Source organism: Sulfitobacter sp. AS59, assembly GCF_038899995.1.
Classification (GTDB): Bacteria; Pseudomonadota; Alphaproteobacteria; order Rhodobacterales; family Rhodobacteraceae; genus Sulfitobacter.
The window spans coordinates 32,298-45,176 of record NZ_JBBMQK010000004.1 but is presented as its reverse complement, the minus strand read 5'-3'; the positions used below and the strand labels follow the sequence as shown (position 1 = coordinate 45,176).

Genomic DNA, 12,879 nt, shown 5'->3' with positions numbered 1-12,879 from the left:
AGTGGACCTCTCTGCCTTTCTCACCGACGCGCTGATGGGGTACTTTGTGGTTTTTGCACGGCTGGGGGCGGCTTTGCTGTTTATGCCGGGCTTTGCCGAACAAACGGTGCCCGTACGGCAGCGGCTGTTGTTCGGGCTTATCCTAAGCGCCGCATTATATCCCGCCACCGGCGTGGGCCCCATCAGCGAAGATCGCCCGGCGGCGCTGCTGCTGATCTTTGGCGCAGAGATAACAATCGGATTGTGGATTGGTCTGGTCGCACGCACTTTGATGTCAGCACTGCAATTCGCGGGTTACCAGATTGCGTTGATGTCGGGGCTTGCCAATGCCCTTGCCCCCAATATCGGCGCGTTTGAGGGGGCAACCAGCATGGCGGCGATGCTGTTGGTCGGGGCCACCGCATTGATCTTTGCCACCGATCTGCACCATCTCATCATTGAATCGCTGCTGATGTCCTATCAGGTGTTCAAGCCGGGCAGCTTTATGCTGGCCGACCTGATGGATCAATACGCGCGGGCGGTTCAGTACAGCCTGTACCTTGGCCTGTCGATTGCCGGGCCGTTTTATGTGGCAGGGCTGGTGCTGAACGTTGGCATGGGTCTGGCCAACCGCATGATGGCAAGCCTTCAGGTCTTCTTTATCGCGCAACCGTTGTTGATTGCCGCGGGGCTGGCGTTGATGGTGTTGGCAATTCCAACCATGATGCGCGGGTTCCTTGAACCCTTTGCGGAATGGCTGGCAACCTACGGATTTAGATAGATGTCGGAAGAAGACAAAAGTTCAAATACCGAAGAGCCAACGGAAAAGAAATTACGCGACGCGCGCAAAAAAGGTGACGTGCCGCATTCGCGTGAAACCGGCACCGCCATGGTGGTTTTTGCGCTGCTGATGATCCTGACCTTTGTATTACCGGGGGCGACCGGCCGTCTGGTTGAGGCATTGCAAAGCCCCCTGTTGGGTGCTGGTGTTACCGTCATCGGCACTGGCGACACAGGCGTGGCCGAGGCGGGTAATGTTATGAAAACGCTGGGCTTCACCCTGGGCATGGCGATGATCCCCATCGCAGCGATCATGGTCATGGCGGCACTTTTTGGGGTCATGGTGCAAGGCGACACCGTTGTCGCGGTCGAACGGATCAAACCAAAGCTGTCAAAACTGAACCCGTTGTCGGGGTTTAAACGGCTGTTCTCAATCGATGCTTTCGTGGAGTTCCTCAAGAATACGGCCAAGGTTCTTGTCATTGGGGCGCTCACCATCTGGGCGGTGATCGACGTGGCGCAACAGCTGGGACAGGCCCAAGGGCTGTTGCCCGAAAGCCTTGCCGAAACAACCCTGAACAAGGTGCGTTGGATTTTCATCGCTACGACAGTGTTTCTGGTCCCGATTGCGTTGGCTGACATCATTTGGAAACGCGCCCAGTGGAAGAAAAAGCAGATGATGAGCCTCAAGCAAGTCCGCGACGAGCATAAAGACAGCGAAGGCGACCCGCATATTCGTGCAAGACGTGCCGATCTGCGCCGCGCACGGGCCCGCCAGCGAATTGCGCAAGCTGTCCCTACCGCCAGCGTTATTCTGACCAACCCGACCCATTTCGCCGTCGCGCTGAAATACGAGCAGGGCCAAGATGACGTACCGGTCTGTGTTGCGAAAGGTGCCGATGTGATGGCGCACCGTATCCGCGAACTGGCGCGCGAACATGACATCCCGATGATCGAAAACCGCGCCCTCGCGCGGGCATTGCACAGCACCGTCGAGGTCGATCAACGCATCCCTATGGAACATTGGCAGGCCGTGGCAGAAATCATTGGCTTTGTGATGGACATGCGCCGGAACGTGCGGCGCAAGCCGCCAGAGGGGTCAAGCCTGCGCGAGGACTAGCATTTAGCGCAGGCGCAGCCCTTCAAGGTTTCTGTCGGCAGGCAGCTTGGAACGCTCAAGGATGATCTTGGTAATCAACCGCGCACGGACCAGACTAACGGCCCCCATGATCTGCGCCGCATCGCGTTCCGGCATGGCACTAATTACCTGCACTGCGGTCTCGGCGTCAATTTCATCCATGATGCCCGCCGCCACCTGCGGCTTCATGTTGCGGTAAAGCTCGACCAGTTTGGTCATGTCCTGCGCGTTGGCGTCTTGTATCACCTGCAACTGGACACCGATTTCGTCCCGCACTTTGGCCAGACGCACCTGCTCGGCCTTCAGGCTTTCCTGCGCAAGGGCCAGACGCGCCTCGCTATCTGCAACGGCCTGACGCTGATCATTCAGAAGGGCGCGTTCTTCGGCGATGGCTTCGGCAATCACATGGCTGGGTTCGCACATCCCGTTGGCACCCGGTGCAGTCACATCATAGGGTTCAGCAGCCAAGGTCGGGTCAATGTCGAGCGATAAGGGCGCGTTGCTGGCCGATGTTTCGGCAGTGGCCGCCATCGGAACCAGACCGACTGTCAGCTTCAAGACTGCGGTAACGCCCAATCCCAAAACGATCATTTTTGGCGCTGAAAGCCAGCTCATTCCTTGCGTTCCTTGGTAATGTCAAAAAACGTGCGCACCAGATCGGATTTCCCCGGGACCGAGGTTTGACCCCGCACCTGTTTTCTCACCTTAACCGGTTCTGGCATTGCGGGTTCTTTAACCTGCTCCCGATCAACCATGGCTTGGCGCGTCTTTTTCACCGGCGGCTCTACGCGGCGGGCGACGGTACTCAGGCTTCGCAGGTCCTCGACCGATTTGGTGGATTGCTCTACCGCGTTGGAAAATTCACCAACCATCGGCCCCATTTCGCGCAGGGTCAGCATCAGATTGCGCACGCGCCGATCCAATATATAGGCATAAACCAGCGTGCCGATCAGCAGCACGACGATAATGACGTCAATCAAAGCTGGAAGCATCCGCGATCCCCTCTTCCTTATTCTTTGGCAGCAAAGAATGAATAACCCGCAGCGCCAATGCGCCATTGCTGCGCTGGCCGAACGATGCCTCGAACATCGGCTTTGCGTTCACCATCCCTACCACCGGTGTATCCTGTGTCATGCCCAGATCAATGATATCGCCCGGTGCCCAGTTCAGCACCTCGTGCAACGGAACAGTTAGTTCACGCAGCACACCGGTAACCGTTACATTGGTGCCGGATATTTGCGTGTTCATTTCGCGGCGCGAACTGCTGTCCGCCCCAGAGCGGCCCCCAAGAAACGGCTGGGCCAACTGTGCGCTTACCTCGTCCAGCGCGCCATAGGGCAGGATCAGGGTCATATGCCCGTTGCGATCTTCAAAGTTCAGGCATAGCCGGACGCGCAGCGTTGCCGTGGATGGCGGTGCCAGCAGTACTGACCTTGGGTTAGATTCCAGCGTATGCGTGTTGAAGGTGACCGGGCTGATCTCGGCAAAACAACTGCTAAGTCCGTTCAAGCACAATTCGGCCAGACGGCGCCCCAGCTTTTGCTCAATCGCGGTCAACCCGCGTGGCTTCCATTCGTTTGGCGACGCCCTGCGCCCGCCCAGCATGATCTCGAGCACCGAAAACAACAGATCCGGTTCGATCACACAGGCCACCTGACTGTCCCAAGGATCAGCCGCTGCGATGGCAATCAGCGACGGTGTCGTCACCGTTTCCATCGCGTCCTCATAGGGCATGTAATCAAGCGAGATCAGATCGATTTCGGGGGCGATGGTGCAATAGGATTTCAAATCAGGCACCAGCGCCAAAAGCAGCCGGTCGATGATGATCTCTAATGTGGGCAGCCGCTCAAAACTTTCTCGGGCCTCGCGGATCATCGTTTCTTCAAGGGTTTCGTCGGGTCGGGTTGCTGTCATGGTCATTGAACCACCATATCTGCAATGAGAATTTCAACCGGGGCTTCGGTATGCCCGACAGCCCGCGCGCGGCGCAGCAGTTCGGTTTTAATCAAGGCCAACCCCTGGCTGCCCTTCAAGTCGCTGACGTGCAGCTGGCGCAGGAAATCCTGAAACGTATCGCGCAAATAAATCTCGCGGGCGACCAGCCGGTCAGCACCCTCGCGGGTGTCATCATACACCATCAGCATGTTCAGCTTTAGAAACCGGCTCGAATGCCGTCCGTTTATGCTGGTATCGGTCACGTTAACGATGATTTCGGGAAACGGCATTACCGGCATATCGCCTGCGTCTGCCTCTTTCGCCTCGCCGTGCTCATCGTCCCCGTGGCCGTCATCCTCATGACCTGCTTCCGCATGATCGTCGCCGTGGTCATCATGTTGTTCTTCCAATGCTTCATCCTGGCCCAAACCCACCATCGCCAGCACCTTGTCCGACCCGAGCGCAAGCGTGACCCCGCCGACCCCGGCAAGGATGCAAAGAAGAATTACAGCGACAATGACAAGAGTCTTTTTCACTTTCATAGCTCTGATAAAGACCTGTACATTACATGGAGAACAAGAATAGATAGACCTCAAAACAAGTTTTAATGCAACAGAAACATGTTTATTTATTCGATAATCAAGTATAAATCTATATGTACTTGCCTCCTACGGGTCACCCGAGGACTTTGGAGGCCTTACTGCCAAGCGAGGACATGTGCGTCAGATTGTCGACAACCTTAGAGATCTAGGCCCACGGAGACTGGCCTTGTTGGGCGGTATCGGCTTGGCCATCGTCGCGGCCGTGTTCATCGGTGCCCGCACCATATTCGCACCGGCCTTTGTTCCGCTATACAGCCAGCTTAGCCCCGGCACCGCGTCGCAGATGATGCAAACGCTTGAACAAGCCGGGCTTTCTGTCGATCTGTCGCGCAATGGCGATACGATTTCGGTCGCGGAAACCGAAATCGCCCGTGCGCGCATGGCCCTTGCCGATGCGGGCTTGCCCGGCGAAGGCGTGCCGGGCTGGGAAATCTTCGACAACATGTCCGGCATGGGGATGAACTCCTTTATGCAAAAGGTGAACCGCCTGCGCGCGCTTGAGGGCGAATTGGCCCGGTCCATTCAAACCATCAACGGCATTACGGCCGCGCGGGTGCATCTGGTGCTGCCGGAACGTGCCGCATTCTCGCGGTCGCGGCCCGAGGCCAGCGGCTCCGTTATTGTACGGTCGCAGGCCAACACCACCATGACCCGCAGGCAGGCGCAGGCCATTCAGGCGCTGGTGGCCTCGGCTGTGGCCGATCTCGATGCCCAGGACGTAACCGTGCTGTCCGCCTCGGGCGAGACGATCCTTGCCAAGGAGGACGGGGGCAGTTCGGATTTCTCGTTGCAAAGCCAACGGGGCATGATCGAAGAACAGCTGGCCCAAAAGGTAGAGGCGATCCTGAACGCCCGCGTCGGCCCCGGCAATACCCGCGTGCGGGTCAGCGTGGACCTGACCACCGAACGCGAAGTCCGCGTATCGCGCAGCTTTGACCCCAATCAGCAGGTCGCGCGTTCGATTGAAACCCGTGTTCGCAATTCAAGCGAAACGGACCCTGCCGCGGGCACCGTAGACGTGGCCAACAACATCCCCGACGAGCTGCGCGAAGATGGGGCCGGCGCTGGCGGGCAATCAACCCGCAGTGAAAACGACGAAGTCATCAACTATGAAATCGGTTCGGTCCAAAGCGAAGTGGTCCGTGAACCCGGTGATATTGAACGGGTGTCTGTCGCCGTCTTGGTGAATGGCAGCTACGGAACCCTGCCCGACGGCACCGAGGGGTATATCGCACGTTCCGAAGAAGAAATGCAGCTTTTGCGGCAATTGGTCAGCACCGCCATTGGCTTTGACGACACGCGCGGCGATCAGGTCCAAGTGGACAGCCTGCAGTTTTTGGATTTCGATGCTGACTTCAACAGCCCCATCGGGCGGGGTTTCATGGCCATTCTGGCCGATAACACCATGTCGATCCTGCGCGCTGTATTCGGGTTGGCGCTGGTCGCCATCATCATGGTGCTGGGGGCCAAACCCCTGCGCATGATCCTAGATGCCACGACGCTGACCCCGTCGTTGGCGGGCGTTGGCCCGAATGCCGCGCTGCTGACCGGACCAGAGCCTAAACAGCGCGCACTGCCAAACCAAACCGCCGCACCGCAACTGGCAACACCGCCTACCGGACAAACCGGAACGCTGCTTGGCCCCGACGACGAAGTGCCCCGCGAAATGGTGCAGCTCGCGTCGGTTCAAGGCGCGGTACGTCACAGCCAGATCAAGGCCGTCGCCGCCTTGGCCGAGAACAACTCGGAAGACGCTTTGCGTGTACTGGGCGAATGGCTGGCGGAAAGGGACGATAAATGATTACCAGACTGAACCTGCGCAATTTTGACGACGATGGCACCACATCGCCCGATGATCATCACGCAGCCACCAACGAAGAGATCGAGGCGCGGATCGCAAAGGCCCATAAGCAGGGTCATATCGAGGGCTACCTGACCGGTGCCGACGCAGGGCGCGCCGAAATGGCCAAGACAATGGAGAAGGCGCAGACCGAGATGGTCGAAACGCTGGGCCAAGAGCTGGCCCGCCTTGCCATCGCCGCCGAACAACGGCACGAGGCGCTGGTCGCACAGGTGGTCGGGTTCACGCTTCAGACCTGCGAGATTATCTTTCCCGAGATCATCGAACGCATGTCTGCCGAACGGGTTCGAAAAACGGCAACGCAGTCATTGAAAATGGCCATCGGATCAAGCCGCATTCGGGTGCGCCTGTCGCCCGCCACCCTGGCCGAGATCGGCCCCGATCTGCGGATGCAGGCCGCGCAACATCACTGCGATCATGCGCTTGAGCTTCAGGCCGATCCGGAACTGCACGCTGGTGATGCGCGGATGGAATGGGATCACGGCAACCTTGATTACGGCTTTCAGAAAATCTGCGATCGGCTTTTGGTCGAACTGCGCGACACTCATCAACGGGCGATAAACGCTCAAAAGGAAAAGGACGGACATGGACAAGCCTGACTTGCAAAACCCTAAAACCAACGCGGACGCCGATGCGCAATCCCAAGCGTCGTCGCCGCTTGCCGATGCGCTTGGCCAGCCGGTTGACCCGGATCAAGACAAGAGAACCGTGTTCCCGAACCTAGATCAAGACGATCCGACACAAGACGGTCTTGACGCTGCGCGCCTTGAAAAAGGCGGGGCGGGTATCAACGCAATGCTGAACGTCGGGCTTGACGTGCAGGTCGTGCTGGGACAAGCACGCATGCCGATTTCGCGGCTGTTGGAACTGACACGCGGGTCGATTGTGGAACTGAACCGCAAGATCGGCGCGCCCGTCGATTTGATGGTCAGTGACCGGTTGGTCGCACGCGGTGACCTTGTCAAAGTCGGAGAAGACCGTCTGGGCGTGTCTTTGACCCAGATCGTCAAGGACTATGTCCCTGACTGATAACCATCATCTGCGACGCTATGTGCCGGGCCAGCTTTTGCTGGCCGGGCTGTTTCTGTTTGCCACGACGGGAATAGCAGCAGCGCAGGATGGAGGATTCTTGGGCACATTGTCCGATGTGGTTGGCAATGCGGCCCCCGGCAGTGACGACAATGCCAATCTGTCCGGTCGTATTGTACAATTCATCGCCCTCATTACGGTGCTTAGCATCGCGCCGGGCCTGTTGGTGGTGATGACCAGCTTCACCCGCTTTGTTATTGTTCTGTCGATGCTCCGCTCGGCCCTGGGGTTGAACCAAACGCCGCCCAATATCGTGCTAACCTCGCTTGCGTTGTTTATGACCTTTTTTGTTATGCAGCCGGTGTTCGAGGACGCATATGAAGGCGGGGTTGTTCCGCTGTTGAACAACACATTGGCCGAAGAACAGGCGATCGAGCGGATCGCGGACCCGTTCCGCGCGTTTATGTTCGTCAACACACGGCCCGAGGATTACGCCCTGTTTCTGAACGTCTCGAAGACAGATGAAGAGGCCGCACAAACACCGCTGCCCGCCAGCGCCGACGAAGCCACCTTTCGCCATCTGGTCCCGGCCTTCATGATATCCGAACTGCGCCGGGCGTTTACCATCGGATTTCTGATTTACCTGCCTTTCGTCGCGATTGATCTGATCGTCGCCTCGGTCCTGATGAGCGCGGGTATGATGATGCTGCCCCCCGTTCTGATCTCATTGCCGTTCAAGGTGATTTTCTTTGTGCTGATCGATGGTTGGTACATGCTTGCCGGGTCATTGATCGAAAGCTACGTACCGTTGGCCAGCGGATGACCTGCGCTTGAGAAGGAGTGTTTCATGTCCACCAATACGCTTACCGAAGACCGCACCGCTACGGTCATGCTTAAAAAGATGAAGGGGCCAACCAAGGCCGCCATTACCTTTTTATGCTTGGGCGAACAGGCCGGATCAAAACTGATGCAGCAGCTTGGCAGTGCCGAGATTGAACGCATTACAGCCGCGATGAGCCAGCTGGGGCCGATACCGTCCGAGGTGGTCGAGGCCGTGCTTGGCGAATTTACGCAGAAGGTGGTGAGCGGCACGGGTGCAGTGGTGGGGTCCATGTCGACGGCTGAAGCGATGCTGCGCAAATTCCTGCCAGAGGATCAGGTCGCCGATATTCTGAACAACGTCCGCACCAGCAAACGCGAAGACGCCATGTGGCGCGGGTTTGGGGCGCTGAATGAAACGGTGATTGCGAACTACCTGAAGGGTGAACATGATCAGACGGCAGCGGCGATCCTGAACAACGTCGATACCGCAGTTGCCGCCAAGGTTTTGCCGCTGCTTGGGGCCGAACGCATGCATGACGTAGCCGAGCGGATGATCACGATGGAGGCCGTCCCCCTGCACATGATGCAACAGATCGAAGAAACGTTGAAACTGGACATCATGTCGGACGCGATCCACACCAGTTCCGCCGAAACACATCAGCGCATGGCGGATCTGTTCAACAAACTTGATGCGCAGGCCTTTGAACAACTGTCCGGTGCGCTGAACACACGGGTGCCCGAGGCGTTTCAATCCATCAAACAGCGCATGTTTGTCTTTGACGATCTGATCAAACTAAACATGCAGGACATCGCACAAGTCATGCGCGGGCTAGAGGGTGAAACCCTGCCCCTTGCCATGCGCGGTGCCAAGAAAGAACTGCGCGACCACCTGATGGAATGCCTGCCGCAGCGGTCTCGCCAGATGCTCATGGACGAGATGGAGGCCACCGGCCCCGTGCGCGGACGCGATGTGCGTGCCGCTCAAGCTGAAATGGTTAACTATGCGAAAAGCCTTGCCGATGAAGGCACGATTGAGCTGCCTTCCAGTGCCGACGATGATGACGACGAGCTGTTCGAATAGCCCAACCGGTCAGCTGTAGTTGCCGTAGCCATTTCGAACGATCGCGGGGATATCAATCGTGATGATATTAAAATTGTCGCCTTGCGAGGCGGAAACCGCGTTTGCCATCAAGGTCAACGCCCCGTTCGTTTGGGTGTTGATCCCTTCGATGGCGTCATAAACCGCAGAAAAACGCGACACGAGCCTGTCGACCTCTGCCGGGTCTTTCAGTTTCTCGATGTCAAATTTCTGCGCAAACAGCTCTGCCTGACGGTCGATATCAACCTGAACAACCGCATCTGGCAGGCCAAGTGCGCGGCGCATGAATATGCCTAGGTCTTCGTCCTTCAACACATCGAACCAGGTATTGATCTCAGACGCTTTGGCCTTGAATTCAAGCGCGATACCAGCCCCGACGTTATCTTCGGCGGCGTTGTTGATCACCAGACGTTCCTTGAACCGGTCGATCATCTCGGCCTGCCAGTCGGGGTCGTCAAAATTCGCGCTTGGCCCACCATCGGGGGCGAAGCCAAGGGCGTCGTACATCTCGCGGATTTTGGGATCGGTCAGGCGGTTGACCAAGGATGTGCGGTCCGAAACATCGCTTTCCAGTGCTTTACGGACCAAGGCCTTGCCGAAAATCTGATCTTCAAGATCAAATGCGCGCATCACAAAGGTATAGACCTCGGTATCCGCGACCAGTTCTTTGGCAGATCCGATGGACGCGATACGTTCGCTGAATGCGGCAACCTGCCGGGCGTTCAAGGCATTGTTCGCAACCATATCAAGCTGCTTGTCGCGCGTGGCGTCAAACAGTTTGACAGCGAGCTGCGTGCCCATTCCGCCTAGCGATATCACACGTGCACCATTTCCTGAGGGGGCGGACGCTTGATCGGGCTGATTTGCATCAACTCTGCCTCATATTTCAGCACGCCGCGCAGCTCGCTCATCGCTTTGTAGTAATCCGACATGCTCACGTAGTTGGCGGCTTCCATGATGCGGATTCGCATTTCGGGGCCAAAGCAGCAGGCCAGTTCAGCAAGGCCTTGCTGGATCATTGTAATCACCTGATCGCGGGTTTCTGGCCGGATCAGGGCGGTCTGCAACAGGAAATAAACCTTGGATACCGGGGTCGATTGCGCCTCGGGTTTTAGCAGATCGGATTCACGCACGATATCGGCGCGGTTTTCGACCGTCAGCGCCTGACGGCGGTCGCCGTTCCGGATCACGCAGCCGTTTACCACGACCCGTTCGCGCGGCTTCAGTGTTAGTTTCAGCATGTTAAACCTCCTGCACCGCAGTTGTGGCCGCCTGACCCGCAAGTCCGGCCACAATATTTGTATTGATTTCAACCAGCCCGGCGACGTTCCCCTGGCCGGCCATCAAACCCGAGGTTTGACGATCAACCCAAAGCGCCAACGAGATCAGCGAAGCCTTGAGTGCAGCAGGCATCGCGTTGTCGGGCTCGGCCAGATCATGGCGCAGAGCAGCCCAAAAGCGCTGGTTTTCATAAAGACTGTCACGCAACCCTTGGGAAAGGATCGCCAGACGTTCCGCCGGGCTCTCGCTCGCGTCAAATTCCTTGCCCATTTCGGCAAGGTCATGCGTCACGCGCGACAGGATCCGACGTTCGATCTGGCGGGGTGTTTCGCTTTCCCGGATTGTCTTTTTATATGCGGCCAAGCTCATGTAGTTGCCTCTTTTACTGTATTTCCTGCTCGTCTTGCCCCCATTCGGAGACTTTTCTTACCTGTTGTGGCTACGGCCATATCTATCGCCTTACTTGAACAGGCTTAGAATGTTCTGCGGTGCTTGGTTCGCAATCGACAAGGATTGTGTGGAAAGCTGCTGCTGTACTTGGAGGGACTGCAAACGTGCCGCTTCTTCTTCCATGTCGGCATCGATCATAGAACCAACACCTGCGTCCAAGCGGTCGGTCAATTCATTCAGAAAGTTCTGCTGCGTTTCGATGGATTTTTCGACGATACCCAAATCAGTCGCCGCATCGATCACGGATGCCAGAAAGCCTTCGGAGTTTGTCAGGGCAAGTTCCAGATCGGCAGCGGTCGTTGCGTTAGTGATCGTGATCCCGGCAAAGCTGCCTTGCAAACCTTCAAGGTCCCCTGCGGTGAAATCAATGGTGGTGGTCGACAGCGTGCCGCCGTTACGGCTCACACCGGAAACGACCTCTTTGGCGCCAGAGCCAGCTGTCGAAATCAGGTTTTCCCCGTTAAAGGAAGACTGTTCGATGGCCGTCTTCATTTGTGCAGCCAAGGATGTAAGTTCTTTTTGGACATCAGTTTGATCGACGCCTTCGGTCTGCGCAAAAGCCAGACGGTCCACGAACTCTTGGGCCAGATCGACCACGGTTTCGGCACCAAGGCGGGCAGTAGAGACGGAGTTTTTCGCCAGCGTCAGGCCCTCGTTCACGGCTTTGTTCATGCCGCTTTCGGAATCCATTGTGGTCGAAATCGAGAAATAGGAAGCGTTATCCTTAGCGGAGTTAACTTTCATCCCGGTGGAAATCCGGTTTTGAGTTTCGCCAAGCTGATCGTTAATGCCGCGCAAAGTCGATAGCGCGTTCATCGCCGATGTGTTCGTGAGGATTGAGGACATGTGGTCTCCGTACTGTTCTAGTTTCTTTCAAGTCGTCTTCTGACAACCGCAACCCATCGTCCGTCCTAGTCTGGTAGAGTTCCGGCCCCGAACAAATATCCGGGGCCGAAGGAGTTTTTAGTGCCTAGGTTGGCATTAACGGAACAAGCTCAGGATGTTTTGTGGAGCTTGGTTTGCGATCGACAAAGATTGTGTGGAAAGCTGCTGCTGCACTTGGAGGGACTGCAAGCGTGCGGCTTCCTTTTCCATATCGGCGTCAACCATCGAGCCGACACCGGAGTCGAGACGGTCACCCAGCTCGCTCAGGAAGTTTTGTTGAGTTTCGACCTGCTTCTCGGCGATACCAAGATCAGTCGCAGCATCTGTCACGGACGAAAGAAACCCTTCGGCGTTGGTCAGCGCTGTTTCCAGATCGGCTGCGGTCGTTGTGTTATCGATCGCAATCGTTGCAAAAGAGGTCTGTACGGCTTCAAGATCGGTCGAAGTGAACGAGATCTTGGTTGTCGACAAAGTGGCACCTGAACGGCTTACACCAGAAACGACTTCTTTAGCACCAGCGCCAGCGGCCGAAATCAGGTTCTCACCGTTAAAGGAAGACTGATTGATCGCGGTCGCCATCTGCGCTGCCAATGATGTAAGTTCTTTTTGAACATCAGCTTGGTCAACGCCTTCAGTCTGAGCAAATGCCAGACGGTCGACGAACTGCTGCGACAAATCAACCATTGTTTCAGCGCCAAGACGGGCGGTGGAGATCGAGTTTTTGGTCAGTGTAAGACCTTCGTTTACGGCTTTGTTCATGCCGCCTTCTGATTTCATCGTTGTAGAGATCGAGAAATAAGAAGCGTTATCCTTGGCGGAGTTAACCTTCATACCGGTAGAGATACGGTTTTGGGTTTCGCTAAGGTTGCTGTTCACGTTCCGCAAAGTGGAAAGTGCGTTCATTGCGGAGTTGTTTGTGAGGATTGAGGACATGTGTATTCCTGACTATTCTTAGTACGTCATGTCGTCATTCTGACAACTGCGGGGGTTGCCCGCGTAAACTGTTTTATCCGAAAAT

Annotated in this window: 16 protein-coding genes; 7 read left to right on the top strand and 9 right to left on the bottom strand. The window is 56.7% G+C overall.

What is annotated here, in order from left to right:
- Window position 1: 1 nt before the first annotated feature.
- Both WNY39_RS10315 and WNY39_RS10310 read left to right on the top strand, forming a co-directional pair.
- Entirely contained in the window at window positions 2-760 is a 759-nt protein-coding gene (locus WNY39_RS10315) for a flagellar biosynthetic protein FliR (RefSeq protein ID WP_341233018.1), read from the top strand.
- On the top strand, window positions 761-1,879 hold the full coding sequence (locus WNY39_RS10310; RefSeq protein ID WP_342845454.1) for a flagellar type III secretion system protein FlhB: 1,119 nt from the start codon (window positions 761-763) through the stop codon (window positions 1,877-1,879).
- Between the two features lie 3 nt (window positions 1,880-1,882).
- On the opposite strand, the gene WNY39_RS10305 is transcribed toward WNY39_RS10310, so the two are convergent.
- The 4 genes from WNY39_RS10305 to WNY39_RS10290 are packed head-to-tail and all read right to left on the bottom strand — an operon-like array spanning window position 1,883 to window position 4,368.
- On the bottom strand, window positions 1,883-2,512 hold the full coding sequence (locus tag WNY39_RS10305; RefSeq protein WP_342845453.1) for a hypothetical protein: 630 nt from the start codon (window positions 2,510-2,512) through the stop codon (window positions 1,883-1,885).
- A complete protein-coding gene (locus WNY39_RS10300; RefSeq protein ID WP_342845452.1) occupies window positions 2,509-2,889 on the bottom strand; it encodes a flagellar motor switch protein in 381 nt (126 codons plus the stop codon). Before WNY39_RS10300 ends, WNY39_RS10305 begins: the two co-directional genes overlap by 4 nt.
- Window positions 2,870-3,817 carry a FliM/FliN family flagellar motor switch protein gene (locus WNY39_RS10295; RefSeq protein ID WP_342845451.1) on the bottom strand — a complete coding sequence of 316 codons (948 nt, stop codon included), beginning with the start codon at window positions 3,815-3,817 and terminating at the stop codon, window positions 2,870-2,872. Before WNY39_RS10295 ends, WNY39_RS10300 begins: the two co-directional genes overlap by 20 nt.
- Window positions 3,814-4,368, bottom strand: coding sequence for a flagellar basal body-associated FliL family protein (locus tag WNY39_RS10290; RefSeq protein ID WP_342845450.1), 555 nt, complete (start codon window positions 4,366-4,368; stop codon window positions 3,814-3,816). Before WNY39_RS10290 ends, WNY39_RS10295 begins: the two co-directional genes overlap by 4 nt.
- A 232-nt stretch (window positions 4,369-4,600) precedes the next feature.
- On the opposite strand from WNY39_RS10290, the gene fliF reads away from it, so the two are divergent.
- Genes fliF through WNY39_RS10265 form a run of 5 tightly spaced genes read left to right on the top strand, consistent with a single transcriptional unit; the run spans window position 4,601 to window position 9,227 of the window.
- Entirely contained in the window at window positions 4,601-6,235 is a 1,635-nt protein-coding gene (gene fliF / locus WNY39_RS10285; protein WP_342845449.1) for a flagellar basal-body MS-ring/collar protein FliF, read from the top strand.
- Window positions 6,232-6,894 carry a FliH/SctL family protein gene (locus WNY39_RS10280; protein WP_342845448.1) on the top strand — a complete coding sequence of 221 codons (663 nt, stop codon included), beginning with the start codon at window positions 6,232-6,234 and terminating at the stop codon, window positions 6,892-6,894. Before fliF ends, WNY39_RS10280 begins: the two co-directional genes overlap by 4 nt.
- Window positions 6,881-7,324: a FliM/FliN family flagellar motor switch protein gene (locus WNY39_RS10275; protein WP_342845447.1), complete on the top strand. Its 444-nt coding sequence runs from the start codon at window positions 6,881-6,883 to the stop codon at window positions 7,322-7,324. Before WNY39_RS10280 ends, WNY39_RS10275 begins: the two co-directional genes overlap by 14 nt.
- Entirely contained in the window at window positions 7,311-8,147 is an 837-nt protein-coding gene (gene fliP, locus WNY39_RS10270; RefSeq protein WP_342845446.1) for a flagellar type III secretion system pore protein FliP, read from the top strand. Before WNY39_RS10275 ends, fliP begins: the two co-directional genes overlap by 14 nt.
- Window positions 8,148-8,171: 24 nt before the next feature.
- Window positions 8,172-9,227, top strand: a complete 1,056-nt coding sequence (locus WNY39_RS10265; protein WP_342845444.1) for a flagellar motor switch protein FliG — start codon at window positions 8,172-8,174, stop codon at window positions 9,225-9,227.
- A 9-nt stretch (window positions 9,228-9,236) separates the two neighbouring features.
- Here WNY39_RS10265 and WNY39_RS10260 read toward each other — a convergent pair whose 3' ends face one another.
- The 5 genes from WNY39_RS10260 to WNY39_RS10240 form a co-directional block, all read right to left on the bottom strand.
- Entirely contained in the window at window positions 9,237-10,046 is an 810-nt protein-coding gene (locus tag WNY39_RS10260; protein ID WP_342845443.1) for a DUF1217 domain-containing protein, read from the bottom strand.
- Between the two features lie 14 nt (window positions 10,047-10,060).
- Window positions 10,061-10,486 carry a flagellar biosynthesis repressor FlbT gene (locus WNY39_RS10255; RefSeq protein WP_341233007.1) on the bottom strand — a complete coding sequence of 142 codons (426 nt, stop codon included), beginning with the start codon at window positions 10,484-10,486 and terminating at the stop codon, window positions 10,061-10,063.
- Window position 10,487: 1 nt separating this feature from the next.
- The gene (gene flaF, locus WNY39_RS10250; protein WP_342845442.1) at window positions 10,488-10,895 is read right to left on the bottom strand and encodes a flagellar biosynthesis regulator FlaF; all 408 of its coding nucleotides are present in this window, start codon (window positions 10,893-10,895) and stop codon (window positions 10,488-10,490) included.
- A 90-nt stretch (window positions 10,896-10,985) separates the two neighbouring features.
- Window positions 10,986-11,822 (bottom strand): flagellin, encoded by an 837-nt coding sequence (locus WNY39_RS10245; protein WP_342845441.1) that lies wholly within the window; start codon window positions 11,820-11,822, stop codon window positions 10,986-10,988.
- A 135-nt stretch (window positions 11,823-11,957) separates the two neighbouring features.
- Window positions 11,958-12,794, bottom strand: coding sequence for a flagellin (locus tag WNY39_RS10240; RefSeq protein ID WP_342845440.1), 837 nt, complete (start codon window positions 12,792-12,794; stop codon window positions 11,958-11,960).
- Between the last annotated feature and the right edge of the window lie 85 nt (window positions 12,795-12,879).

What these genes read in the sequence shown, in the direction of transcription:
- WNY39_RS10310 (WP_342845454.1), top strand. Translation starts at nt 761, where the DNA reads ATGTCGGAAGAAGACAAAAGTTCAAATACCGAAGAGCCAACGGAAAAG.
- WNY39_RS10305 (WP_342845453.1), bottom strand. Translation starts at nt 2,512, where the DNA reads ATGAGCTGGCTTTCAGCGCCAAAAATGATCGTTTTGGGATTGGGCGTT.
- WNY39_RS10300 (WP_342845452.1), bottom strand. Translation starts at nt 2,889, where the DNA reads ATGCTTCCAGCTTTGATTGACGTCATTATCGTCGTGCTGCTGATCGGC.
- WNY39_RS10295 (WP_342845451.1), bottom strand. Translation starts at nt 3,817, where the DNA reads ATGACCATGACAGCAACCCGACCCGACGAAACCCTTGAAGAAACGATG.
- WNY39_RS10280 (WP_342845448.1), top strand. Translation starts at nt 6,232, where the DNA reads ATGATTACCAGACTGAACCTGCGCAATTTTGACGACGATGGCACCACA.
- WNY39_RS10275 (WP_342845447.1), top strand. Translation starts at nt 6,881, where the DNA reads ATGGACAAGCCTGACTTGCAAAACCCTAAAACCAACGCGGACGCCGAT.
- fliP (WP_342845446.1), top strand. Translation starts at nt 7,311, where the DNA reads ATGTCCCTGACTGATAACCATCATCTGCGACGCTATGTGCCGGGCCAG.
- WNY39_RS10265 (WP_342845444.1), top strand. Translation starts at nt 8,172, where the DNA reads ATGTCCACCAATACGCTTACCGAAGACCGCACCGCTACGGTCATGCTT.
- WNY39_RS10260 (WP_342845443.1), bottom strand. Translation starts at nt 10,046, where the DNA reads ATGGGCACGCAGCTCGCTGTCAAACTGTTTGACGCCACGCGCGACAAG.
- WNY39_RS10255 (WP_341233007.1), bottom strand. Translation starts at nt 10,486, where the DNA reads ATGCTGAAACTAACACTGAAGCCGCGCGAACGGGTCGTGGTAAACGGC.
- flaF (WP_342845442.1), bottom strand. Translation starts at nt 10,895, where the DNA reads ATGAGCTTGGCCGCATATAAAAAGACAATCCGGGAAAGCGAAACACCC.
- WNY39_RS10245 (WP_342845441.1), bottom strand. Translation starts at nt 11,822, where the DNA reads ATGTCCTCAATCCTCACGAACACATCGGCGATGAACGCGCTATCGACT.
- WNY39_RS10240 (WP_342845440.1), bottom strand. Translation starts at nt 12,794, where the DNA reads ATGTCCTCAATCCTCACAAACAACTCCGCAATGAACGCACTTTCCACT.